The sequence below is a fragment of the Bacteroides sp. LFL-34 genome (assembly GCF_027257075.1).
GTDB classification, from domain to species: domain Bacteria; phylum Bacteroidota; class Bacteroidia; order Bacteroidales; family Bacteroidaceae; genus Bacteroides; species Bacteroides ovatus.
Genome location: NZ_JAPQKZ010000052.1, coordinates 15,703 through 41,667, shown reverse-complemented (window position 1 = coordinate 41,667; position 25,965 = coordinate 15,703). Strand labels below are relative to the sequence as shown.

At 44.9% G+C, this 25,965-nt stretch carries 23 protein-coding genes; 12 read left to right on the top strand and 11 right to left on the bottom strand.

Annotated elements, in window-relative coordinates; genetic code table 11:
- Together N5O98_RS22955 and N5O98_RS22950 are read left to right on the top strand one after the other, a co-directional pair.
- Positions 1 to 591, top strand: a 591-nt coding sequence (locus tag N5O98_RS22955; RefSeq protein ID WP_269496046.1) for a DUF3945 domain-containing protein, incomplete at its 5' end; no start/stop codon positions are given.
- Between the two features lie 25 nt (positions 592 to 616).
- Complete coding sequence (locus N5O98_RS22950) at positions 617 to 2,704, top strand: type IA DNA topoisomerase (RefSeq protein WP_004309983.1); 2,088 nt, start codon at positions 617 to 619, stop codon at positions 2,702 to 2,704.
- Between the two features lie 96 nt (positions 2,705 to 2,800).
- Here N5O98_RS22950 and N5O98_RS22945 read toward each other — a convergent pair whose 3' ends face one another.
- The 11 genes from N5O98_RS22945 to N5O98_RS22900 form a co-directional block, all read right to left on the bottom strand.
- Positions 2,801 to 3,319 carry a dihydrofolate reductase family protein gene (locus tag N5O98_RS22945; protein WP_118161233.1) on the bottom strand — a complete coding sequence of 173 codons (519 nt, stop codon included), beginning with the start codon at positions 3,317 to 3,319 and terminating at the stop codon, positions 2,801 to 2,803.
- A 406-nt stretch (positions 3,320 to 3,725) separates the two neighbouring features.
- Entirely contained in the window at positions 3,726 to 5,798 is a 2,073-nt protein-coding gene (locus N5O98_RS22940; protein WP_117720619.1) for a bifunctional DNA primase/helicase, read from the bottom strand.
- Positions 5,761 to 6,120, bottom strand: a complete 360-nt coding sequence (locus N5O98_RS22935; protein ID WP_004309986.1) for a helix-turn-helix domain-containing protein — start codon at positions 6,118 to 6,120, stop codon at positions 5,761 to 5,763. The genes N5O98_RS22940 and N5O98_RS22935 overlap by 38 nt, the downstream gene beginning before the upstream one ends.
- A gap of 104 nt (positions 6,121 to 6,224) precedes the next feature.
- Positions 6,225 to 7,127 carry an RteC domain-containing protein gene (locus N5O98_RS22930; RefSeq protein WP_004309987.1) on the bottom strand — a complete coding sequence of 301 codons (903 nt, stop codon included), beginning with the start codon at positions 7,125 to 7,127 and terminating at the stop codon, positions 6,225 to 6,227.
- Between the two features lie 31 nt (positions 7,128 to 7,158).
- Positions 7,159 to 8,001 (bottom strand): helix-turn-helix domain-containing protein, encoded by an 843-nt coding sequence (locus N5O98_RS22925; protein WP_053398678.1) that lies wholly within the window; start codon positions 7,999 to 8,001, stop codon positions 7,159 to 7,161.
- A gap of 28 nt (positions 8,002 to 8,029) precedes the next feature.
- Positions 8,030 to 8,488 carry a hypothetical protein gene (locus N5O98_RS22920; RefSeq protein WP_004309989.1) on the bottom strand — a complete coding sequence of 153 codons (459 nt, stop codon included), beginning with the start codon at positions 8,486 to 8,488 and terminating at the stop codon, positions 8,030 to 8,032.
- Between the two features lie 30 nt (positions 8,489 to 8,518).
- Complete coding sequence (locus N5O98_RS22915) at positions 8,519 to 8,941, bottom strand: hypothetical protein (RefSeq protein WP_004309990.1); 423 nt, start codon at positions 8,939 to 8,941, stop codon at positions 8,519 to 8,521.
- A gap of 71 nt (positions 8,942 to 9,012) precedes the next feature.
- Positions 9,013 to 9,405, bottom strand: coding sequence for a hypothetical protein (locus tag N5O98_RS27625; RefSeq protein WP_010803471.1), 393 nt, complete (start codon positions 9,403 to 9,405; stop codon positions 9,013 to 9,015).
- A gap of 82 nt (positions 9,406 to 9,487) precedes the next feature.
- The gene (locus N5O98_RS22910) at positions 9,488 to 10,078 is read right to left on the bottom strand and encodes a T6SS immunity protein Tdi1 domain-containing protein (protein WP_004309992.1); all 591 of its coding nucleotides are present in this window, start codon (positions 10,076 to 10,078) and stop codon (positions 9,488 to 9,490) included.
- A gap of 77 nt (positions 10,079 to 10,155) precedes the next feature.
- Complete coding sequence (locus N5O98_RS22905; protein WP_004309994.1) at positions 10,156 to 11,262, bottom strand: tyrosine-type recombinase/integrase; 1,107 nt, start codon at positions 11,260 to 11,262, stop codon at positions 10,156 to 10,158.
- 97 nt (positions 11,263 to 11,359) lie between these two features.
- Positions 11,360 to 11,974 (bottom strand): TetR/AcrR family transcriptional regulator, encoded by a 615-nt coding sequence (locus N5O98_RS22900; RefSeq protein ID WP_004309995.1) that lies wholly within the window; start codon positions 11,972 to 11,974, stop codon positions 11,360 to 11,362.
- 636 nt (positions 11,975 to 12,610) lie between these two features.
- On the opposite strand from N5O98_RS22900, the gene N5O98_RS22895 reads away from it, so the two are divergent.
- The 10 genes from N5O98_RS22895 (at position 12,611) to N5O98_RS22850 (ending at position 25,957) form a co-directional block, all read left to right on the top strand.
- On the top strand, positions 12,611 to 13,795 hold the full coding sequence (locus N5O98_RS22895; protein ID WP_004309996.1) for a PLP-dependent transferase: 1,185 nt from the start codon (positions 12,611 to 12,613) through the stop codon (positions 13,793 to 13,795).
- A gap of 134 nt (positions 13,796 to 13,929) precedes the next feature.
- A complete protein-coding gene (locus tag N5O98_RS22890) occupies positions 13,930 to 17,169 on the top strand; it encodes a SusC/RagA family TonB-linked outer membrane protein (protein ID WP_004309997.1) in 3,240 nt (1,079 codons plus the stop codon).
- A gap of 27 nt (positions 17,170 to 17,196) precedes the next feature.
- A complete protein-coding gene (locus N5O98_RS22885) occupies positions 17,197 to 18,645 on the top strand; it encodes a SusD/RagB family nutrient-binding outer membrane lipoprotein (protein WP_008775004.1) in 1,449 nt (482 codons plus the stop codon).
- Between the two features lie 70 nt (positions 18,646 to 18,715).
- A complete protein-coding gene (locus N5O98_RS22880) occupies positions 18,716 to 19,366 on the top strand; it encodes a response regulator transcription factor (protein ID WP_008775003.1) in 651 nt (216 codons plus the stop codon).
- 72 nt (positions 19,367 to 19,438) lie between these two features.
- Positions 19,439 to 20,368, top strand: coding sequence for a 23S rRNA (adenine(1618)-N(6))-methyltransferase RlmF (gene rlmF / locus N5O98_RS22875; RefSeq protein ID WP_004305783.1), 930 nt, complete (start codon positions 19,439 to 19,441; stop codon positions 20,366 to 20,368).
- Positions 20,369 to 20,423: 55 nt separating this feature from the next.
- Positions 20,424 to 21,203, top strand: coding sequence for an N-acetyltransferase (locus N5O98_RS22870; RefSeq protein WP_004302258.1), 780 nt, complete (start codon positions 20,424 to 20,426; stop codon positions 21,201 to 21,203).
- Positions 21,204 to 21,344: 141 nt separating this feature from the next.
- Entirely contained in the window at positions 21,345 to 23,102 is a 1,758-nt protein-coding gene (locus N5O98_RS22865; protein WP_004302259.1) for a helix-turn-helix domain-containing protein, read from the top strand.
- Between the two features lie 64 nt (positions 23,103 to 23,166).
- Positions 23,167 to 23,529, top strand: a complete 363-nt coding sequence (locus tag N5O98_RS22860) for a DUF488 domain-containing protein (RefSeq protein ID WP_004305785.1) — start codon at positions 23,167 to 23,169, stop codon at positions 23,527 to 23,529.
- Between the two features lie 83 nt (positions 23,530 to 23,612).
- Positions 23,613 to 24,845: a Cof-type HAD-IIB family hydrolase gene (locus N5O98_RS22855; protein WP_004302261.1), complete on the top strand. Its 1,233-nt coding sequence runs from the start codon at positions 23,613 to 23,615 to the stop codon at positions 24,843 to 24,845.
- A complete protein-coding gene (locus N5O98_RS22850) occupies positions 24,842 to 25,957 on the top strand; it encodes an isochorismate synthase (protein ID WP_004309999.1) in 1,116 nt (371 codons plus the stop codon). Before N5O98_RS22855 ends, N5O98_RS22850 begins: the two co-directional genes overlap by 4 nt.
- The last annotated feature ends 8 nt before the right edge of the window (positions 25,958 to 25,965 follow it).

Here is a 25,965-nt window from a genome sequence, read left to right as displayed (position 1 = left end):
AGCGGCGAGCAAATCCCCGTGTTCGTCAGCCGGGACAGGTACACGCACGAACTGGAGTATATGCGGGCTGACAAGTGGAAATGCCCCGATACAATCTGTAACGTGCAAGTCAGCCCGGAGCAGAAAGCCGCCTTTGAAGCCGGGCAAGCGGTGAAAATGGAAAACCTGCAATTCAGGGACGGCACGAAGCGCAGTGCCTATTTGCAGGTCAGTGCGGTGGAGCGTGGCTTGGAGTTCCTGCCCCGTGCCGCCGTCCAGTTCTTGCAGCAGGGACAGCAGCCCGCAGAGCAGCAGGTAGCCGGGCTAAAGGACGGCAAGGGCGTTGAGTTCAACGGTCATGTACAGCCCGGCGCACAGGGCAAATCCCCCGACAAGGTGCAGCCGAAAGACGTTACCCCCGCCGCCGAGAGCCGGACGCAGGTAGCGGTCAATTCGGGGGGCAAGACCAACGAAGCCACCAAGCAGGGCAAAGAGCCGCTGAAACAGGGTCAGGACAAGCCCACCGCCAAGCAGAAAGAGAAGCAGGAGAAAGCGCAGGACAAGAGCCTGAAAGCGGACAAGCCCAAGAAGTCCAGAGGAATGAAAATGTAGTACCCACCTTAAAAAGTAAAGAATTATGATTGCATTGATAGCAGAGAAGCCCAGCGTGGCAAAGGACATCGCCCGCATCATCGGTGCGACCGGGCGTAATGACGGTTATCTTTCCGGCAACGGGTATATGGTGACATGGGCGTTCGGCCACTTAATCCAGCTTGCCATGCCGGAAGCCTACGGCGTGGCGAACTTCCGCAGGGAGAGCCTGCCCATACTGCCGCCCGATTTCCAGCTAATTCCCCGTCAGGTGAAAGCGGAGAAAGGCTACAAGGCAGACCCCGGCGTGCTGAAACAGTTGAAAGTGATAAAGGAAGTTTTCGACCAGTGCGACAAGATTATTGTCGCCACCGATGCCGGGCGTGAGGGTGAGCTAATCTTCCGCTATATCTTCCATTACCTGAACTGTCGGAAACCATTTGTGCGTCTGTGGATAAGCAGCCTTACCGACAAGGCAATCCGTGAGGGGCTGGATAACTTGCAGCCGGGCGAATATTACGATAACCTCTACCTTTCTGCCAAGTCCCGCAGCGAAGCGGACTGGCTGATAGGGATAAACGCCACCCAAGCGTTGAGCGTTGCCGCCGGGCAGGGGGTGTTCTCACTGGGCAGGGTGCAGACACCCACGCTCGTGATGATATGCAGCCGCTATTTGGAGAACAAGAATTTCGTACCCGCCAAGTTTTGGCAACTCAAAGCGGCGACCGCCAGCGGGGAAATAAGTTTCACCGCCCAATCGACCGCCAAGTGGGAACAGCAGCCCGAAGCCATAGCCGCCCTGCAACGGGTAAAGGATGCCGGGCAACTTGTGGTTAAATCCGTTGAGAGGAAAGAAGCCTGTCAAGAACCGCCGCTTTTGTACGACCTTACCACGCTGCAAAAGGAAGCGAACACGAAGCTGAACTTCTCGGCTGACAAGACGCTTTCCATAGCGCAAAGCCTGTATGAAAAGAAAGTGATGTCCTACCCCCGAACTGGAAGCCGCTATATCCCGGAGGACGTTTTCGATGAAATGCCGGAACGTGTCGCCCTGCTGGGGCAATACCCCCGCTTTGCCGGGTATGCCGCCGGGCTGGACGGTGCGGCACTGAACCGCCGCAGCGTGAACGATAGCAAAGTGACCGACCACCACGCCTTAATCATTACCGAGAACCTGCCCGGCGAACTTTCCAAAGACGAGCGGGCGGTTTACGAGCTGGTAGCCGGGCGTATGCTGGAAGCCTTTTCGGGCAAGTGCGTGAAAGACGTTACCACCGCCTTGCTGTCAGGGGGAGATACCGACTTCACGGTGAAAGGGTCTGTGATGAAAGAAGCCGGGTGGCGTGCCGTGTTCGGCGAGCAGGAAACGGGCGGGGATGAAGAAGCCGCCAGCCTGCCGCCACTCCAAGAGGGAGAATATTTGCCACTCTCCGGCGTGGATCTGCTCGAAAAGCAGACCAAGCCGAAACCGCTGCACACGGAAAGCAGCCTGCTTGCGGCAATGGAGAACGCCGGAAAGGAACTGGAAGATGCCGAACTGAAAGCCAGCCTGAAAGATGCCGGGATAGGCACACCCGCCACCCGTGCGGCGATTATCGAAACGCTGTTCGCCCGCCAGTACATCGTGCGTGAGAAGAAGAACCTTGTACCCACCGACAAGGGGCTTGCCGTTTACAGGATTGTCAGGGACAAGAAGATTGCCGATGTCGAAATGACGGGCATGTGGGAAACCGCCCTTGCCAAGATAGAAGCGGGCAGCATGGATGCCGACATGTTCCGAAAGGGCATTGAGGTGTACGCCGCTCAAATCACGGCGGAATTGCTATCGGTGCAGTTATCTATCGCCAATGGCGAAACTTGTTCCTGCCCCAAATGCAATAACGGGCGCATCCTGTTCTACCCGAAAGTGGCGAAGTGTTCCAACGTGGACTGCACGCTTACCATATTCCGCAACAAGTGCGACAAGCAGCTTTCCGACAAGCAGATTGTCGAGCTGGCGACGAAACGCAAGACAGGGCTAATCAAGGGCTTCAAGGGCAAGAACGGCAAGGCTTTCGATGCTTCGCTTGTGCTGGACGAACAGTTCAATATCGGTTTTTCATTTCCCGAAAAGAAAGCGAAACCGAAGAAATAGCCTATCTTTGCCACTGAAATTTCATTGTGATAGGTTTTACAACTTATAATAATTGAAATTTTAGTGGTTGCGCCCGGCGGGAACCGGGCGCATTTTTTATACGCTCCCGCCAAACAGGTAGGTCGAACAGACCACCCCGTTATCCAGCACCCTGCTTTTCGAGAGTTTCCAATGTGAGCCGAATGTTTCCCCGATAAAGCCGATGCCTTTGCCCGCCATGACTGGGACGGTGTAGATAGTCAGGCTGTCCAGCAATCCGGCTTTAATCAATGAAGTAAGCAGCTTGCCGCCGCCAACTACCAATATGTCGGTTTTCTGTTTCAGTTCATAGACCCTTTGCAGCGGTTCTTCGGTCAGGAACTCCACGCCGCAGTCCGGCGTCACGTTGGTGTCGTAGTGTGACACCACAAAAGACCGCTTGCTTTTGTGCGGCCACCCGCCCCAGTGTTCAAAGATGTAGTTATAGGTGTTCGCCCCCATAAGCAGGCAATCCGCATCCAAATAGTATTTGCCGATGATAGCTTTTACTTTATCAGGCAACCAGTCCAGTTCATAGTCCGGCGTGGCGGTATGCCCGTCCAGCGATACGGCGATGTGCGCTTTGATTTGTTCCATATTGTCAGGTATTAAAGTGATATAAATCCCTACTGTCTTGGCACGTTAGCCGCCACCCCAAAAAGAAAGCGTGGCATGACGCTGTTTCAAAGTAGAGGTACTGGCATACCCAAATGTGGAAACAGTGCAGCCACGCTATGACAAACGCATAGCATATCCTGCGCTGAATATCCCCACATTTTGAAAAGTGCCAGTTTTCTACTTTGGGACGTTCGGCGAACGTATATGTTATATATAAAGGCAATATTCCGGCAACCGCCGTCCAACTGCCGTTACTTTTTTCGTGTAACTTCTGCAAAGTTAAGCAAATACCCTGAATTTTCACGTGCAAACAGAAAAAATCCTGCCGTGTTTCACAACAGGGCAGGACACAAGCACATGAATTACACAAGTTTTATCCATACGCTTATGGACAACTTGTGTTCCATCGAAGATTATATGAACCGATGACAAAACAGCTTTGGTTCGCCGTGTCTTTGGTGATGATGTCCCTTTCCCGCATGAAGCGGATATAGCTCTTTGCGGTGCGTTCCTTGATGTCCAAGACCTGCTGCAACTGCTCGCAAAGGTCTATGTAGGTGATGCGTGTCTGCCGCCCGAAGATGTCACGTGCGACATTCACCAGTTCCCTTTCCTTGCGCTTCTCCTTTTCCTCACGGGGCTTCTCGCCCTTGTACACGTGCATCCCGGCTTCCTTGTCCCAAGCAAAGAGCATCAGAGGAACGTCCAGCGGGCTTCCGTCCCTTACTTTCAGGGCTTTCACGACCGACTGGGCGGGTTCTTCGTCTTTCTCTATCGAAAGGATTGTAGCCGCCTTACGCTGCAACTCGCTGCCCAAATGTCCCCGCAGTTTCAAGCCGTTCGGTACAAAGTGTAGCACACAAAGAATACAGGTGTTGTAGATGCCCGCCAACCGATAAAGTTCATCTATTACCGCCACGCTTTCCGCTTCATCGTTGGCACTCTTAACAAGGTCGGCGATGCCGTCAATGACGACCAACTGGATGCCGCCGTACTGGTAGTAAAACTTATCCATGCTCTGCACAATGGCGTTCAGGCGTTCCTTGCGTGACATACCCGTCAGGCAGAACGCTTTCAGCTCATCGGGTTTGTCCGGCTGTTTGGCACGTGCCAGCAGGTTGCTTACATTCTTGAACAGTTGCACTTCCGACTGTTCGGTGTCATATAGCAAGACCGCCTTGTGCCTGCCGTTGGCGGTTATCTGTATGCCCAGCGTATCTATGTCCGCACCAGCCGGGCAGATGCAGCCCGCCACGATTGCGGCTACATAATTGCTCTTTCCCGTTCCCTCGCCCCCGGTGATGCCGAACAGGTTGCCTTGTGTTCCTAACGGAACGTCACCCGCCGAAATAATCTCTTGCGCTTTGGCGGGCGGGTTGTTGAAATCTATCTCGCACGATTTAAGCATAATCAATGTGTCGCTATACAGGTTGTCTAAAAATTCGATAAACAGTTTCAGGAAATCTTCACGGGTGTTCCCGGCTTTGAAGTAGTCGGATATGTCCTTTTCCTCTTTCGTTCCCGGAAGCGGGAGCAGCAGGCGTTTCACGCCAAATTCTTCCAATAGTTTTTCCTGCTTGCGTGAGCTTTCCCTGCCCGTCTTGTCCATGTCAAAGAGCAGGACGATGTGCTTGAAGCGGAACGTCAGCCGATAAACCAGCGTTGGCGGTATCGTCACCGTTTCGCTGTTGAAGCAGATAGCGTGAAAACCATGCGCCGCCAGCGAAAGCACGTCTTTCTCGCCGCCCGTGATGAATAGCGTGTCGCCTTTGGCGGGCAGTTGCTCCAGCCCGAAACAGTAGTTTTCGCCGAAGCTGCCGCCATAGAGGAAGCGGGGCGTGGAGAACGGGCGGTGCAGCTTGATGTACTGTTTGCCCTTGTAGCCGTACATGGGTTCTGCCACCGATGAAGTGTAGGTGTACGGTTTGCCCTCTGCCGTTTCGCTGTTGTATTCCCGGAGCGAGCAGACCTTGTAATGTTCCAGCAGTTCGGGCGTGATGCCGTACTGTTGCCAGTACACCAGTTCGGCAAGCGGAAATTTCTGTTCCCGGAACTGGTAGGGCTTGACGGGCTTTTCGGGCTTTTCTTCGGGTTTGTCCGGCTCTGCCCGGCGGACGGTTGCCGGGGGAACGGAAACCGGAGTGCCGGAAGCCAGCCCCAAGCCCAAATCCCGGTCAATGATTTCCAGTATCTCCACGAAGTCAGCCGCCCGGTTGCAGTCCAGCCCCTTTAACTGCCCCACGAGGAAGAAGCAGTCGCCGCTGTAACTGTCGTTGCCGAAGTCTTTCATCTTGTAGATACCGCCCCGGCGGTCGAAGTAGATGTTGCAGGAAGCCTTGCTGTCCTCGTACAGCGGGTTAAGGAAGTTGCGACCTATGCGCCAGTTTCCGGGCAGGTAGTGTTTGAATACCGCCAGCCCGTTACTTGTTCTTTCTAAGATTTCCTCTTTCCTTAGCATACAGTTGGTGGTTGGTTATCAGGTTGTCGATGTTCTCTTTGTTGCTCCTAATCAAACGTTCTTCCAGCATCCGGCGTATCTCGCTGACCTTGTAGAAATAACGTCCCCTGATGTTGGAATAGGCGATAGTCCCCGATACCCGCAGGCGTTGCAGGGTCTTTTCGCTTATTTTCAGGAACGTGCAGACCTCGTAGCTGTCCACCCACATATCTTCTTCACTTTGTTTTGCCTTTTCTACATGATTGAATATGTAATCGGCAATGGCAGTAATTTTGTTGTCCAGTTCCTTGTAGGCTTTGGACTCGAATGTTATTATTTCCATAATGGTAACTAATTGATTTGCCGCAAAGTTCGGGTGTCCTGAAAAATAAAACGCCACAGGCGAACCCACCTGTGGCGAAATAAATTTTGTTAAAGAACGGTTGCCTAATCCTGTTCCCTCATGCGCAGCAGCAACCTGTCTTTCAGGGTGGAGAGGAAGCCTGTGCGGTCTTTGGTCTTGGCTTTGAGTTCCATGTAGGTATGGTAGAAGTCGCCGAGGTCGATGTCGAAAACGTATTCAAAATAGGCTACAATCTCCTTAATATCAACCGTTCCCTTGTTCAGACAGCCGCAGGCGTCCAGTGCATAGACAAGCTCCACCAACGCCCTTTTCGTCCCCGTCCAGCGTAGCACCTTTCCTGTGAAGCCGTTCTTCACCCGCTTGCGCTGTTCCCGGCGTTCCAGTTCGTGCAGTCGGTTGGTGAGGTATATTTCCAGCAGTTCGTTGGCTAAAATCTTGGCTACCTTGAAGTCGTGACTGGTGCTGAACTGTGGGTCTGTTTCGTAATAGAAACTGTCCACAATGATTTGTATGTCAGGCTTCCCACGCATGAAATACTGCCTGTCCAAGTAGGTGGCTTTCGTGCGGTGGTACTGGTAGAACGCCAAGTTCCGCTGGAACGACTTTGAAATCCGGTCGGTTTCCGACAGCAGGTAGTCCCGCTGCACGTCCTCGCTGCCGCTGGGAAAGCGCACCTCTATCTTGTAAACGGTGTTGTAATAGATGATTTTGCTTGCTAAAAGCGGTTTCAGTTCCTTGAAGAAGTGTATTTCTTCTTCCGTGCTGGCGAACGGGTAGGAGATTATAAAGGTTTTGAGTTCGCCCAGTATCTCTTGCAGGTAGTCCACGCACAGGCGGCAGAGCGTCAGCGTGTCCGCTGCGGTGTCCTCGTATTCCTGTATCTGCCATTCCACTTTTTGAAGCAGTCCGGCGAAGTATGTTTCCAACGGTATCTTATGTTCCATAACCTTGTGCTTATCTTTTATGAAGCACAAAGTTACGGGCATAAAAAATCTGTTTTATTCTTGATTTTTCACATTACGTTCTTGTAACTGTGCATTTTCTTGTTTCCTGCGCTTTTCTGCGTATCTCGCCCGGTGTGTCCAGCAAGTAAGCCTTGCAGAAGTCGTTCAAGTTCGATGTCGATGCGAACCCGGTGGTGAACGCCACTTCGGTAAGCGTGAGGTTTGTGTTCATCAGGTAGTGTTCCACGTCCTTTACCCGTTCCTTTATCACCCATTCTTTAGCCGTGTACCCGGTCATTTTCTTTACCTTTCGCCGGAACGAGCCGTATTCCATGCCGCATTTATCCGCCAGTTGCTCGGCATCATAGACCATGTAGCCTTTCAGACGTACCATTTCGGTGAACGTCTGCCTGCCCAGTTCCGGCAGCATCCGTTCGGCGTGGCACAGCTCCTTTTCCGTCACCAGCAGGCGGTTGTCCCTTACCGGGTTTCTCCGCAGCAGGTGGAAAGCGTGGCATACCGTGTTGTACACGTTGCATAGGTACTGCCGTCCCGGTCGCATCCAGTGGAGCGCATCGCAGTAGGCGGTCAGTTCGGGTATGTCGTCCCGCTTGCGGTGCTGTTCCGCCAGTTCGTCCAGTATGGCGTAATGTGTGGTGGACATACCCAGCAGAATGATGATTGTCTTGTAGTCCTTGTACGCCGCCAGTGTCGGCGTTTCCGGCAGGCTTTTGAGCGTGTCGCACACGTGGGCGCACAGCCGCCCGTCCTTGCTGAACGGTTCAAGTTCCAAGTAGTTGTCCATTTTCCGGCTGTTGTGCAGCAGCCATGTTACCTTTTCGTCCAGTTCCTTGCAGGACGCTTCCAGTTCCGCTTCGGGAGCGGGCAGCAATAGTGATGTAATCCGTTGTTCCATATCTGATGTTTTATATATGAATGACATATCATTTGTTCCACCTCACGCAATCCGTCCAACCCCATTCATCGAACAGCCATGTTTCTAAGAAGAAAAGTACAAAGGGCAGCAGGAACAGAAAATATGCCTGTAATGCGCTGATATGCTTAGAGCGGCGGTAGCGGTTCAACAATGCCTGTACACGGGCTTTCCTGTATCGTGCAAGAATAAATACACAAATAAACAAAAACATTGCACCTAAATAGCCAAGATGTAAGGACGACCATTGCGGTACATTGTTAATCAGGAGAAAGTTACCGGGCAGAACTACTATCCACCACCAATACCAAAACAGCAGTATAAAACCTGACATCCGTCCTATCTTCTTGCCCCAAACCTCTCCCTTGAAATATAGGTAGTCAAAAAAATAGTATCTGTAATTCGTCCGGTTTGCACGCTGCTTCACTCGTTCAAAATAGTTATCTGTCTTTTTTATTCCTTTATTCATAATGGTTTGGTGAGGGAAAGCGTTCAGGGGTTATCTTTCCTTGTTACCAATGAATTTACTTTTATATATAGCGTACTCTACTGTGTAAGTAGCCAGCTTCACGCCCAAGAACATACCTACAAGCAATATATATGCTACTAAGCAATATTGATTATACAAGAGGTCTTTTAAGAATACAGGTATCAATAAGGCTATGATTGTAGCGTTCTGAAACCACTTCTGTACTTTCAATAAGAGGTTAATGTATAAATGATTTCCTATGTAATTGAACCCCCATTTATAATTATACCGTTTCAGATAAGATAGTGAAAACCACAATCCTACAAGTGAAGTAATAAGGGCTACTCGCCACCATGCTCCCATGTATGGGAACATACCTTTTAAGAATGTCAGCAAAACAACACCTATTATGCTACATTCATATACAATTCTTACTCTTGTTACATTATTCATATATGTACGCTATTGGTTAGAAAGGAGCATCGTCAGATGCTATCTTTCGTTGTTACTAACTTATTAAATCTTTATTGTATAATTTTTAGCCAATGACGATGTGTTATTATAAAATAAAGTAATACAACCAAAATGGGATAAATCATCCATGATATGAAGGAAGAAATCTTTTGGCTATTAAATATTAGAGGTTTACTCCTTATAATTTCCATACCTTTTTTCCTTTTGATATAATACGAACAGAATGTCTTGTATAGTAAAACATAGATTATGATAAAAAACACAAAAGGGGTTTTATAATTGAAATTCTCCTTTATCAGTAGATACGTCAATACTATAACAGGAAGAAATAATATTCCACATATTATCTGTATCGTCCGCTCATGTGGATTTTCCAATATAAATTTATCCCTATTAAATATGAATATCTGATAATACATCGCATCTAAAATGAATTTTGTCATAAAGAGTTATTCGTATTGTTAGTAATGGTTCAGCAGGGAACGGCTTGCCGTTATCCTGCGTTGTTATCAACCTATTCTATATTCACCATTTATCTGCAATTTCAAATTCGCCGATTGTTTGGGTACAAATGTCAATGTACGGAATAGTCTTGACTATCTTGATGTTTTCAATATCTTCACTTCCTCCCAAAGCCAAAAGTAGAGAATATCCAAAACACTCGTCATAATCTGGAGTTCCGAGTTTTTCTTGTATTATAGGATAATTTTCTAAATCAAACCAGCCTTTCAAGAAACTTTCATTTACCATTACCTTATTAAAAATCGCACGAAGATTGGCAGGAAGTATTAAATATGTTCCGTATCTGACATTCAGATAAACGACGTAATTATTCAGTCTCGGATTCTTTACATAGGCAAAGAGATCGCCGAAAGCCGTACACATGAATGGTAGAAATGATTGGTCATCCTCCTTTTCAAAACAGGAGTTTATCACATCCTGATAATCGGATGGATTGATGAGCTTAAACAGCCCATTACAAAAACTTCCTAACCCGACCTCCTGCCATAAAGTATTCAGTTCGGGATAAGACAAATCAGCATATTTAGCAATAAAAGTATCATCTACTGCTTGCCTCTTGCTATTGAGGCTTTTTTCTAAAAATTCTTCGTACATATTTCTACGTTTTATGGTTGATAATTTATTTATAACCGCACCTTATGGTGTCGTTCCTACACTTCTATAACTGCACCTCACGGATTATCCAGTGTATCAAGGGGATTAGGGATTTTTGCTTTATGGGCACTTGACACATGAAGATAAATGGTTGTGGTCTTGATGTCGTTGTGTCCCAGCAATTCCTGTATCGTGTGCAGGTCTGTTCCCTGTTCCAGCAAGTGTGTGGCAAAGGAGTGGCGCAGCATGTGTACGTGTACACGGTGTTTGATGCCAGCACGATGTGCGGCTTCTTTCAGCACTTTCACCAATGCACTTGCCGAATATTGTTCTCCGGGTGTTTCGCCCTCAAACAACCATTTTTGTGGGCGATATTCCCGGAAGTAGTGCCGTAGTTCTTCCAGCAACTTGGGCGAAAGGAGCGAATAACGGCATTTCTTCCCCTTGCCCATGATGCGAACCGACATTGTTTCACTGTTGATGTCCTGCGGGGTCAGGTTAAGCAATTCGCTTCTTCTAAGTCCGGCAGAGTAAACCAACGAAATCATGCAGTGATGCTTGATGTTGGAAATTTGTGCAAGGATGCGCTTAATTTCATTCTTGCTCAACACTTCGGGCAGGCTCTTGTACTCTTTGGCACGGGTGATACCGCCGTAGTATTGCCGTTTGCCGCCTTTCACCTGCTCGTAATAGAACTTGATAGCATTGATGCGCATATTCTGTTGCGACACCGAGATTTTCTTCTCGTTCACAAGATAGAGTATGTACTTGTTGATGTCCGGCACTTTCAGGCGGTCGATGTTCCGTCCCTTGTGATATTCCATGAAGTCGCTGAAATAGGCACGGTATGTTTTGACGGTCGAGGGGCTGTAACGCTTCTGTTCCAGCAGTTCGAGGTAGCCTTTCGGCAGTGTGTATTCCCTTTTAGGTTTGGGATGCCGCACGTAAACCCGGCTGTAATCAATATAGGCGTGGGGTGAATAGCGGTCGTAGAAATCCGGCAGGCTGAAAGCGGCTGACGCTATGTATGCAGAGCCGTTGCCAGCCATTTCCATGCCTGTGTCTTGGGCGAGCAGTTGGGCGACAGCCTGACTGCTCGCATATTCTATCCGTATGTAGTCTGCACCGTCCCTTGTTTCTTTGTGCAGCACGATGCTTCCTCTTTGTTTCTGAACCTTATCCATGTCGCTGAATTTTGCTTCATGCTCCAAAGATAGAACAAAAATGCCACATTTTGAACATACGTTCAAAAATAATAGAGGTTAAAAAAACAAAACTGTATCAGGCTTTAAGCAGCGAATAGATATAGCGAAAGTTTTCTGCCAGTTCGTCCACGTTCAAACCGTTCAGGAATGCTTGTTCGTATGACAGTCCTAAAAACATTTGCCGGAACATGGTAGCCGTTTTCTTCACGTCCGTGTCACTTCTGATTTCCCCGCTTTCTTTTGCTTTCTGCACGACTTTCGCCCACAGGTCATGGTCATGGCTAAATACTCTTTCGATTTTCTGCCTGATGCCCGGATAGTACGTACGCACTTGTGACAGGAAATGAAAGTAGTAGAAGCTGGAGCTACAATCATGCGGGTCGCCATTGTCGCCAATCAGTTCAACAATCCTTTTCATGGAAGCGGCTACCCCTGCCACGTATTGCCCGATGAACTCTGCCAACGTATCGGCAGGAGTGGCAAACTTGTTTCCCGGTTCGTGCATTTTTAGCACGTATTTGTCTGCCACAGCCATGAATAAATCCAGCTTATGCGGAAAATAATAAACGATACCCGTTTTTGTCACCCCGCAGGCTTTGGCAAGCGTGATGATGCTTGCTTTCTCGTAGTTCATCCTGACAAATACCCCAAATGCTTTATCTATTACTTCTTCACGGTTAGTTATTATCATACACGTTTGTTTTTAATCGGTTACGAAGATACGGATTTTGTTTTAACCATTTGTACCCCAGTGCTTTTTTTTAGTGCAAGGTGCAAGTATATATTTATATATATAGCTTGCACCTTGCACTAACCCAAAAATATTTATTATCAGATATTTGCGAGTTTCAAAAGAATGCAGTATCTTTGAACCCGAAAGTTAGGCAGACAAACACGGTCAAAGTTGGACAGGCTTAACGATTAAAAATCGTTACTGTTTCGTTACCTATTTGAAATTTTGAAAGCAAAGTAGCTGACATATAAGCGGTTAGAGTTATAGGTTCAAAACCCTGTCTCTCCGCTTCAATTAATAGATAAATCCCTGTAAAGTACTACTTTACGGGGATTTTTTATTTTGTGTATGTGAATAAGATAAGCATAAAAAGGGGCGGTTTCTGTTGAAATAGAAAATAACACTATTTGAACTGTTTATTTTAGAATAAACACTCTTTTTTCAGATTGAATTTATCGGTTTAAAGAATATTATTCCAAAATGCTTATTATCAGTTAAATATCTGTTTTGATCTACTGTCGGATTTCAGTTTTTATATCTACCTTTGTTCTGATTGTACGAGATTTGATAGTTATAATATTAATGAATAGAATGATGAAAAAACAGACCCAAGCGATTCATACGCAGTTCCAAAGAAGAGATGCTTACAATTCTCTCAGTATGCCGGTTTACCATACAGCGGCTTATGAATTTGACAATGCTGATGACATGGCTGATGCTTTTTGCGGGCGGACAGATGCTCCGGATTACTCCAGAGTGATGAATCCCACAGTGACTTTTTTTGAGAATAAGGTGAAGGAACTTACGGGGGCAGCAGAAGTCATAGCCCTCAATTCCGGTATGGCGGCTATTAGTAATACATTATTTTCAATTGCAGCTGCAGGAAAGAATATAATTACATCGCGTCATTTGTTTGGTAATACTTATTCGTTTATTGCTGGTACATTGTCCCGCTTCGGGGTGGAACCTAGATTGTGTGATTTGACAGACATTGGAGCAGTAGAGAAAGTAGTAGACAGTAATACCTGCTGCATTTATGTGGAGATTATCACCAATCCGCAGATGGAAGTGGCGGATTTACAGGCGCTCTCACGGATAGTTCATGAAAGGGGAATTCCTCTCATCGTTGATACTACGCTTATTCCTTTCACAGAATTCGATTCACATAGCTTAGGCGTAGATATTGAAGTGGTTTCCAGTACCAAATATTTATCAGGGGGAGCCACTTCCATTGGTGGTTTAGTAATTGATTATGGTACATGTCCGGGATTCGGTAAACGTATGCGTACAGAGATGTTACTCAATCTGGGAGCTTATATGACTCCTCATGTGGCCTATATGCATACTATCGGATTGGAAACATTGGACGCGCGATATCGGATACAGTCTGCCAATGCCGCTATGTTGGCTGGTAAGCTTCGCATATTATCTGCTGTCAAACGTGTGAATTATGTGGGGCTGAAGGATAATTCATACTACGCTTTGGCACAAAGACAGTTTGGTCCGACTGCCGGTGCTATGATTACGATAGACCTGGAAAGTAAAGAGGCATGCTTTGCTTTCATCAACCGACTGAAATTGATACGTCGCGCTACTAACTTGTTTGACAATAAGACGCTTGCTATTCATCCTGCAAGTACTATTTTTGGACCGTTTACTGATAAACAGCGACAGGACATGGATGTGTTGGATACGACTATCCGTTTCTCAATTGGTTTGGAGGATGTGGATGATCTGTTTGACGATGTCAGACAGGCTTTGAATAATAAAAAGGATTAGAAGCAAAAATCTGAAAGTCATACACGCAACTGTAAATATACCGCAAATATGGTATATAAAATGCCATTCATACGGGATTTATCAGCTTGTATATATCTAATACCTTTGCCCCATCATTTTAACAGTAAACAATAATGGGTAAAAGGATTCATTTATTTTTGCTTGCTCTTGCAATAGGAGTGATACAAGGGGCAGCACAGGTGACAACAGTGCGGGGCATCGTCACCACAGAAGAAGATGGGGAGCCGGTTATCGGTGCCTCAGTTATAGTGAAAGGAACTTCATTGGGTACCGTAACTGATGTCAACGGGAGATTTGAACTGAGTGGACTCCCGCCATCAGCCACCCGGCTGCTAATCTCTTACATTAGTCTGATGGCAAAAGAGGTGGCTATTGCACCACAGGTATCGGTAACACTGAAGAGTGATACGCATCTGCTGGATGAGGTAGTAGTAACGGCTTTGGGTATTTCACGCGAGAAAAAGGCATTGGGCTATACGGCACAGGAAGTAAAACAGAATGCTTTGGTGCAAGGGAAAGATAATAATCTGTTAAATTCGTTGAGTGGTAAGATAGCTGGTGTGCGTATTACCAATACACAAGGAGATGTTGGTTCCAGTCGCATCGTTATTCGTGGTGAAACTTCTATTGCAGGTGAGAATCAACCGCTTTTTATTGTGGATGGAATCCCAGTGGATAATTCGCAGCTTAATGCACGTTCCAGCGGACGCGATTTTAAAAATGCAATAGCAGACCTGAATCCGGAAGACATAAAAACACTTACTGTATTGAAAGGTCCGAATGCCGCTGCCCTTTATGGTGCGCGTGCTGCTCACGGTGCTATTGTCATCACTACTAAGGGAGGAGACAAAAGGCAGAAAGGGATAGGGATTACATTACATTCTTCCACGCAAGTCTCTTTTGTTGCTACCTTGCCGGAGTTTCAAAATCTTTTTGGACAAGGGGCAGGGGGACGGTTCAGTTATGTAGATGGCAAGGGTGCAGGTGTGAATGACGGGGTAGACGAAAGCTGGGGGCCACGTCTTGATATTGGTTTGTTGATTCCTCAGTTCGATAGCCCATTGGACGCTGACGGTAATCGTGTGGCTACTCCCTGGGTATCCCATCCCAACAATGTACGCGATTATTTTCGCATGGGTATTTCTACAAACAGCGGTATTTCTGTTGCCCGTGGAGACGACAAATACCAGTTCCGTGTAGGATATAACTACGAAAAACAAGTCAGTATCGTTCCTGATGCTGGAACTAATAAGACGAATATCAGCCTAAATACGGATTACCATCTGGCAAAATGGATTGTGGTGGGAGCTACGGCCAATTACATCGTTTATACAGCTCCCAGTTTACCGGGGTCAGCTACCCCCTCGGGCAGTAACGTACGTTCTAACAGTCCTATGCTTCAGTTCTTGTGGTTCGGACGTCAAGTGGATACGAACTCATTGAAGGCGGACTATACTCGCAACTGGAATTCAAGCTATTACGACAATCCTTTTTGGAGTGCTTCTTATAATACACAGAGTCAGGAACGTCATCGTCTGATAGGTGATCTGCATGCCGAATTCCGTCTGACAGATGGGCTGAATGTGCGTTTCCGTACTAGTACCGACTGGTATAATGACCGGAGGAAATCCAAAGTAAAATGGGGGAGTGCAGGTGCCGGTTCGCCTTACGGCAGTTATGCTGAAGATGCCTATACGGTGAAAGAGAATAACACAGAAGTATTGGCGACTTATATCAAACAGTTGAATAAAAATTGGGGAATTGACGCTCTTCTGGGTTTTAATGTACGTAACAAACAATATGAGAATAATTATCAGGCTGCTCCCCGTTTGGCGGTTGCTGATCTTTATACATTGACTAACTCGCGTGATCCGCTCATTTCGTCCAATGATTTCTACCGTTTACGGCAATATGGCCTTTACGGTTCCATACAACTGGATTACCGTCGTTGGGCTTTCTTGAATATAACAGGACGGAACGATTGGTCGTCTACACTACCTGTGGACAACAATTCTTATTTCTATCCTTCGGTGACGGCTAGTGTGTTGCTTTCTGAAGCTTTCGGATGGAGAAGTAAAGCTGTTAACTACCTAAAAATACGTGGAGGATGGTCTCAAGTGGGAGCAGATGCCAATCCTTATCAATTGGCAACGGTCTTTACTTCAGAAACAGCTTTCAATGGGAATCCACTTCAAAGTTCTTCTACCATTGGTATGAATCCGAATCTAAAACCGGAGAAGACGTCATCTATAGAAGCTGGTTTCGAGGCGGCTTTTTGGGACAATCGCCTATACTTGGATTTCACTTACTATAAGACCGATAGTCGTAATCAAATATTGAAACTAGCTACTACTGCTGCCAGTGGGTACACGTCGCAGGTGCGTAATGCCGGACATATCCGTAATCGTGGCTATGAAATACAATTGGGCGCTGTTCCTATACAAACATCGAAAGGGTTTCGTTGGAATCTGGATTTGAATTATGGTGCCAACAGCAGCAAGGTTGTCAAATTGGATGATGAAGGTTTGATTACGAGTTACCAGCTCTACTCGTCTGGTATTCAGATACTGGCTTCAGTGGGCGAAGCTTATGGAACCCTGTTCGGCACTTCATACGTGCGTGATGCTAATGGAAACGTTGTGGTGGATGCTAACGGTCTGCCTAAGATTTCGACCACTAATAAAACGTTGGGGAAGTTTACGCCCGACTGGACAGGCGGTATCAGTAACACTTTCAGTTATCGTTCGTTAAGTCTTTCTTTTCTGATAGATGCAAGTGTAGGTGGTTCTATTTTTTCCAACACTAATAAAACTGGAAAATATACCGGTGTATTAGCTAACACATTATCGGGCCGGGATGCCGAGCACGGTGGCTTGTGGTATTATACTGACGCCATGGGTAACAATGTACGATTATCAGAATCTCCTTCTTATTCCGTATCCTCTGATGGACTTTACTATGCCCAGGTCAATGGGCAATCCACCCGTGTGTATCAGGATGGCATTATGGTAGAAGGAGTGACGGAAAGTGGTTCTAAGAACGAAGAGGTTGTATCTGCCGAGAAATACTACCATCGTATTTACAGTATTGCTGAAGCTAATGTATATGATGCTTCTTACGTGAAACTGCGAGAAGTCGCTTTGAGTTACCGTCTACCTCGCTTGTGGACGCAGAAACTGCATTTGCAAGAAGCTTCCGTTACACTGACGGGACGTAACTTGTGGACTATTTATAAGAGCGTCCCTAATATAGATCCGGAATCGGCTTTGACTACTGGAAACGCACAAGGAGTAGAAGCCTATTCATTGCCTACAACACGTTCCTTTGGTGTGAACCTTTCCGTGAAATTCTAAATGTGAACTTTTAAATAATAGGATAAGATGAAAAGAAGAATATATTTTTTATATATAATATGGGTACAAGTGGTTGCCATTTCTCTATCATCGTGTGATGATGAATTGACTGATATCAACCGCAACCCCAATGCCACTGAAAATCCACAGCCGGCTTATTTACTTGCCGCTGCACAGTATCATGCCGCCAATCTTTATTGGGGAAGTAGTACGAACTATAATTCTACTCTGTTGTGGGTGCAACATTGGGCTAAAATACAATATACAGAGCCAGATTGCTATAATGTGGATAATGGCAGCTTTACCACTACGTGGGACACCGGCTATGCAACGCTAATAACCGACTTGAATGCTATTATCAGTTCGGAACTCGGAAATGATAATTATCGAGGGATAGCTACAGTGTGGCGTTCGTGGGTTTACCTGTTGCTGACCAATCTGTATGGAAATATACCATACAGTGAATATGCACAAAGTGTAACACCCGCTTATGATTCACAAGAGACTGTTTTGCGCGGGCTTTTGGAGGAGTTGATCGCTGCTGACCAGTTGCTTTCTACCACAGGAGGAACGGTAGAAGGGGATTTGATTTACGGAAATGATATTACCCGCTGGAAACAATTGGCCCACTCCCTACGGCTACGTATCGCCCTTGAATTAGCTGACCGGGATGAGGATACAGCGCGTCGGGTTATTGCTTCCCTTTGGGATAATCGTAACAGTGTAATAGATAGCAATGATGCTATAGCCCGTTTTGTTTTTACTTCTTCACCACAATGGAATCCATGGGCATCTGCTTTCAATTCACGTGATGATCAGCGGGTATCAAAAACGTTGATTGATAAACTGAATGAATGGAATGATCCGAGAATTGGAATTTTAGCCCAGCTACCTCAAGACGAAGGTGTGAAAAACTATGTAGGAGCTGCCAATTCCTTATCTGCTGATGCCGCTAATAATCAGGGATTTAATAAAGTTTCCCGTCCCGGTACTTATTTTTTGAAAGATAGCTCTCCGGCTGTATTTTATACGTATGCCGAGGTCTTGTTTATCTTTGCAGAATCCGCTGCACGCGGCTGGATAACGGCTGATGCGGAAACGCTCTACTGCGAAGCTATTACTGCTTCATTGAATCAGTTTGGCATTATAGACAATCGTATAATCGATTCCTATTTACAGCAGGAGGCGATTCGGTTCGACGCCGCACATTGGTATGAATCTATCGGCTGGCAGAAGTGGATCGCTTATTATGGACAGGGACCCGATGCTTTCACTGACTGGCGCAGGCTCGGTTATCCCCAGCTTATCCCTGGTCCCGATTCCGTTTTGGGTTCCGGAGAGTTACCTCGTCGCTTTTTTTATCCCGTAACGGAACAATCACTGAATGGTAAGCAGTATCAGATTGCCATATCCCATCAGGGAGCAGATGAGATTACTACCCGTTTGTGGTTTGATGTAGCTAATAAAGAACGATGATACCTCCGTGTCTCCGGGCTGCAATATGCGTTTGAAAAATATCCGTTGAATTTAAAAAAACAGAATAACAATGAACACTGACATTACATTTATCATAGCAGATAATCAGGATATAACCAGAATGGGAATGTATGGATATATTTCCGCTATATTCAGTGGATGTCGCATGATAGATGTGACAGACAAGAAAGAGCTCATGCTTGCATTGGTAGAATGTAATGACAGTGTCGTTATACTTGACTATACACTGTTTGACATCAATGGTATAGAAGAGTTTCTTATTATAGAAAAACGTTTTCCGAGAGTTCGTTGGATATTGTTTTCCAATGAATTGAGCGAAGACTTTATTCGTAGGATGAGTATAGAAAGGAATATTGGTATGATTTTGAAAGAGAACTCCGGTGAGGAAATTCATTCTGCATTGATGTGTACAGCACACGGGGAGCGATTTCTTTGTCATCAGATAACCAATTTATTGATAATCGGTTCCGACAAACCGGAAATTCATTCTGTTTTGACTGTTACAGAGATTGACATTCTTAAATTGATAGCACATGGGAAATCTGTGAAAGAAATAGCATTGGAAAGAACCTCAAGCATTCATACTATTATCACCCATAAAAAGAATATTTTCCGGAAGTTGGGTGTGAATAATGTATATGAAGCAACTAAGTATACTTTACGCGCCGGGCTGATTGAAATGGTAGAATATTATATATGATATTCAGAAGAGTGTTAGGATAAGAGTTAAGAAGAATTTGTAGGCAGGAAAATTCTCTGTATCTTTGCCCGCATGGCAAAAAAAGGTGAGTTACATATAAGAAATAAGCACAATGGTCAGTATGATTTTCCATTGTTGATGGAAAATTATCCTCCATTAAAGAGATTCGTATCGCTCAATCCCCTCGGAATACAAACTATAAACTTTTTTAATCCGCAAGCGGTGAAGGCTTTGAACAAAGCATTATTGGTAACTTATTATGGCATCCGGTATTGGGACATACCGAAGCAATATTTGTGTCCGCCTATTCCCGGAAGGGCGGATTACATTCATTATATTGCCGATCTTATCCAGCCGAACGGAACAACACCGGATTTACCGGCAGGAGATGCTAATGGACAGAAGTCTAAATGTAGATGTCTGGATATTGGGGTAGGTGCAAATTGCATTTATCCGATCATAGGACACACTGAATATGGATGGACCTTCGTTGGTACTGATATTGATCCGGTTTCGATAGAAAATGCACGAAAGATAGTGACTTGCAACCCTGTGTTGGCTCATAAGATTGACTTGCGACTTCAGAAAGATAGTAAGAAGATTTTCGATGGAATTATTATGCCTGATGAGTATTTTGATGTGACAATATGCAATCCTCCGTTTCATAGTTCGCGTGAAGAGGCGGAAGACGGAACGTTACGCAAATTAAGCAGTCTGAAAGGTACGAAGATAAATAAAGTGCAGCTAAATTTCGGCGGGAGTGCGAATGAACTTTGGTGCGAGGGCGGAGAAGTTCGTTTCTTATTGAATATGATTTCCGAGAGCCAAAAATATCAGAAGAACTGCGGATGGTTTACGAGTTTGGTTTCTAAAGAAAAAAATCTGGAAAAGTTATATACCAAATTAAAATCGGTGAATGTGTCCGAATATAAAGTTATTCGAATGCAGCAGGGAACTAAAAGTAGCAGGATATTAGCTTGGCGATTTGCTACCAACTCATAACAATGAGTGAATATCGAACTGTTATTTGTTTAACCTATTAATTAAATAGAATATTATGGAAACCAATTACATCACTTTGACAAAGGAGAATATTGCAAACGAACATATATGCTGTGCTTTCTCAGATAAGAAATGCAAGGATAGTTATGAACTCAAAAAAGAATGGCTGAAGAAAGAGTTCGATAACGGCTATGTGTTCAGACGTATTGATGAACGGGCAAAAGTGTTTATCGAATACGGTCCTGCTGAAAAAGCATGGGTTCCGGTGAATGCTCCCAATTATCTGATGATAAACTGTTTCTGGGTGTCAGGTAAATATAAAGGTTGCGGACATGGTAAGGCATTATTGCAGTCTGCCATTGATGATGCAAAATTGCAGGGGAAAGATGGGCTTGTCACAGTGGTGGGCACTTCTAAATTTCATTTTATGAGTGACACGAAATGGCTGTTGCGACAAGGTTTCCAAACAATAGAAAAACTCCCTTACGGATTCAGCCTTTTAAGTTTGAAACTAAACCCGGCTGCTCCTGATCCTTCTTTTAATGATTGCGTGTTGAGCGGTGAGTGTCCGGATAAGGATGGAATAGTCGTTTATTATACCCATCGCTGCCCGTTTACGGAGTTTCACGTTCGCGGTTCTTTGGTCAGTGCTGCTAAGAGCAAAGACATTCCATTGAGAATAATTGAATTGGAAAGTATGGAACAGGCGCAAAATGCACCTACTCCGGCTACCATATTTACTCTTTTTTATAATGGCAAGTTTGTAACGACTGACTTAAGTGTATGCCTTGAAGGGCGATTGAGCAAAGCATTGGGCTGTGATTCAGGAGAATAGCTGACTTGGAACCATGTTACGTCTCTGATATGTTTAGCTAATGTTTCTTATTTTTATTTTGCAAATTTAAATTGTGTCTGCACATTTTTTGGAAAATACATACCTTTGGATAATTAATGATTAAACACGATTAAGAGTTTTATGCGTTTTTGGGTATGTATTTTTGTGCTTCTATTTGTACACAATCAATTTTCAAGGGCTGATAAAATTATAAATAATGACTCTTTGTATACAGAAAAATATATCAGAGATATTTATATTTCCAACCCCAAACGTGCTTTACAGTTGTTGGATGAGGCCGAAACCAGAAAAGCCTTCCCTCTGCGTCTGATTAATGAATTGCGCAGTTTGTCATATCGTAATATGTATATGAATAAACTAGCTTTTATGTATGCAAGGAAGTCGTACTTGCTTGATTCCATCTCTCAAAGAGAACCTAAGCACATGTTGAAGATGACGGTTTATTTAGCTGAACTTTCATCCATAATGAGTAAATATAATGAGAGCATGCATTATGCTCTTAGTGGAATTATGCAGGCTCAAAAACTGAAGGACAGAGAGGCGGAAGCTAGATTGCTTTTTTGCATAGGAGAGAATAATTGGAGGCTATCATTGAAAGATGAGGCGTATAATTATTTTGGTCGTACGATTGAATTACTGCGTGGGTCAAAGGATATGAGAGAAATGATGCTGCTTTCCTATTATTATGGAGCAGAGATGGGATTTTTAATGACAGATTCCCGTATTGATGAAGCTTTGGCTCTTGCTTATGAACGTGAAAAACTTCTTAAAAAATTAGAGAAAGTACCGGAGGTTCCCGAAGGCTACATTGATGGTCAATATAGCTATTTATATGCAAATTTGGCCTATATTTCTTATTTAGAAAAGAAATATGCGCAAGCAGAAGGATATTATCAAAAATATCTGGCAATAAAAGAATCTCATACTCCGGATGGCAAGATGTATTCGATTCCTTATTTGATTCTTTCCAAACAATATGAGACAGTAATAGACAACTGTAAGGACTTTAAAGAATTGTTGAGAACACAGCGGGATACCTTGAACGCTCAATATTTAACTATACTTAATAAGGAAGTCCAGGCATATCTGGGGCTGAATCGTTATAAAGAAGCCGCAGAAATACGTGAAACCATCATTGCAATAACGGATAGCATTAACAGTACCGACAGGAAAAATGCTGCATTAGAATTGAACGCGATGTACGGTGCTTCCGAAAAAGAAGAATACATCGCCGAGCAAGCCTCACAGCTAAAAATAAGGAATGTTTCACTCTGCTTTTTGGCGTGTATTGTAGTGCTGACCCTGTTTATACTTTGGCGTTTGTGGCGTTTCAACCATATAATCGAGTATAAAAACAGGATGCTTGCCAAACTGATAAACGAGAAATTTGCCAATAAAAAAGATGGTAATCAGTTATTGGAAGTGTACGAGGAACAGGAGGTTTCATCAGAATTGGAACCGGAATTGATTTCTCCTGAAGAACAGGATGAACTTTTGGACGAAACAGACAAAGAAAGTGGGGAAGAAGAGGAGAACAAGAAAATATTCCAGGAATTAAATCATACAGTCGTTCAAAAACAGCTATATCTTTCTCCAGAGCTCTCAAGAGAAGATTTGGCGCAGATTGTACATCTGAATAATGCACGCTTTGCCCGGATGATAAGAGAATGCACCGGAACTAATTTCAATGGGTACATCAACGGACTGCGCATTAATTATGCGATCAAGCTAATGAAAAAATATCCTAACTATACCATACGTGCCATCGCTGATGAATCCGGATTTAATAGTGCCCCGATATTATATAACCTTTTTAAGAAAAAGACGGGAATGACTCCTTATGAATTTAAAAAAGCGCAGGACACATTGAGGAATTAAATAGTTCTACTAAACAATTTTCGTTTTTCCCGGTTTATCTATTGATAACTAAATATTAATGGAAATGATACAGGTAAGGATAAAGAGGGTTTACGAAGATTTTTCAGAAACAGATGGATACCGGGTGTTGGTAGATAAATTATGGCCACGCGGAATGAAGAAAGAATGGTTGAAATACGATTATTGGGCAAAAGACATAACACCATCCCCTACATTACGTAAATGGTTTCATGAAGATATTCCCGGACATTGGGGAGATTTTGTCACGCAGTATCAAAAAGAGCTGGATGCTTCTCCATCAATGGCTGATTTTCTGACTCTTATCAAACCACATCCGGTGATAACACTACTTTATGCTTCAAAAGAACCGGTGTATAATCACGCCCGAATTCTTCGCGATTATCTGGAAATGCGTTTGAGAGAGTGAAATTAAAGTAATTTTATCTGTTTACGCTTTCTGTCGTTCACTCAATTTCCTACCTTTGTAATCTAAATCAAAATCGTGTAATCATGAAGTATAAATTATTGGTTCTTGATGTAGACGGAACACTCCTCAATGATGCGAAAGAAATTAGTAAACGTACATTGGCTGCCCTGTTGAAGGTTCAGCAAATGGGAGTACGTATTGTGCTGGCGTCCGGCAGACCGACTTATGGCCTAATGCCGCTGGCCAAGATGCTCGAACTTGGAAACTATGGAGGTTTTATCCTTTCCTATAATGGCTGTCAGATTATCAATGCACAAAACGGAGAAATTCTGTTTGAACGTCGGATTAATCCCGAAATGTTGCCGTATCTGGAAAAGAAAGCCCGTAAAAACGGTTTTGCTTTATTCACTTATCATGATGATACGATCATAACGGATTCTCCTGAAAATGAACATATCCAAAATGAAGCCCGGTTGAATGACCTGCAAATAATCAAAGAAGAAGAATTTTCTGCTGCCGTTGATTTTGCTCCTTGTAAGTGTATGCTGGTGAGCGATGACGAAGAAGCATTGCTTGGTTTGGAAGATCACTGGAAGAGACGACTGAATGGGGCGTTGGACGTATTCCGTTCGGAGCCCTATTTTCTGGAAGTAGTTCCCTGCGCCATCGACAAAGCCAATTCTTTGGGTGCTTTGCTGGAGGTGCTAGGTATGAAGCGTGAGGAAGTGATTGCTGTGGGCGACGGTGTGTGTGACGTAACAATGATTCAATTGGCGGGGCTGGGCATAGCTATGGGACATTCACAAGACTCGGTGAAAGCCTGTGCCGATTATGTGACTGCTTCGAATGAGGAAGACGGAGTGGCCGTTGCAGTGGAGAAGGCTATCATATCCGAAGTGCGTGTAGCCGAAATTCCCCTTGACCAACTGAATGCGCAGGCACGCCACGCATTGATGGGAAACTTGGGAATTCAATATACCTATGCCGACGAAGACCGTGTGGAAGCAACAATGCCGGTAGACCATCGTACCCGTCAGCCTTTTGGCATTTTGCATGGCGGGGCTACTCTTGCATTGGCGGAAACAGTTGCCGGACTCGGTTCAATGATTCTTTGCCAGCCGGACGAGATTGTAGTAGGAATGCAGGTCAGTGGAAACCACATATCTTCTGCACATGAAGGAGATACAGTGCGTGCAGTAGGAACAGTTGTACATAAGGGACGTTCCTCCCATGTATGGAATGTAGACGTGTTTACTTCAACAAACAAACTAGTGTCTTCCATACGGGTAGTCAACAGTGTGATGAAAAAGAGATGACCGACGAAGAAATAAGTAATTTGACAACTATTGATGCATTTATTCAGCGGAAGCAGCCGTTTGCTGTTTACCGTATTCCCGGGGAGAAAGTTCCCCGTCTGTTGACACAGGCGGAAGGAGCGGTACGTCTGATATACGACCTGAAAGAACTGAATGGACAGAGAGGATTTGTCATCGCTCCGTTTCAGGTGAGTGAGACGTGTCCTGTCGTATTGATTCAACCCGATCAGTGGGGGCAACCTTTGCCGATTGACAATGATACGGCAGAAGAACGGGAAGTCGCTTTGCGGATGCAAAGACAAGAATCGTTCCTGACTTCTTCTACGGAGGAATATGCCTCCTGCTTTCATACCTTTATAAATGCATTGCGTGAGAGGACGTTTGATAAACTAGTGCTTTCCCGTCATCTTACAGTTGATAAAGTAGCGGATTTTTCTCCTTTGTCCATCTTTCGGGCGGCTTGTAAACGTTATATTCATTCGTATATATATTTATGTTATACTCCGCAGACAGGCATCTGGCTGGGAAGTACTCCCGAAATTATTTTATCAGGTGAGAAAGACGAATGGCATACGGTTGCGCTGGCCGGAACACAGCCTTTGCAAGATGGCAGACTGCCGCAAGTATGGGATGAAAAGAACCGGAAAGAACAAGATTATGTTGCTTCTTATATCCGTCGGCAGCTTCTTTCACTGGATATTCATTCTACGGAAAACGGGCCATATCCTGCTTATGCCGGTGCTTTGTCACATTTAAAAACTGATTTCCGTTTTTCTTTGAAAGATAATAAAGGTTTGGGAGACCTTCTGAAAGTTTTGCATCCGACACCTGCCGTATGCGGCTTGCCGAAGGAAGAAGCCTATCAGTTTATTTTGCAGAACGAAGGTTACGACCGCCGCTATTACTCCGGCTTTATCGGATGGCTCGATCCGGAAGGACGAACAGACATCTATGTAAACTTACGCTGTATGCATATCGAAGATAAACAACTTACTCTTTATGCCGGCGGTGGATTATTGGCCTCTTCGGAATTGAATGACGAATGGCTGGAAACGGAGAAGAAGTTGCAAACCATCAAACGGCTGATTGCAGTGCCTCCTTTAAAATCATAAACTACTAA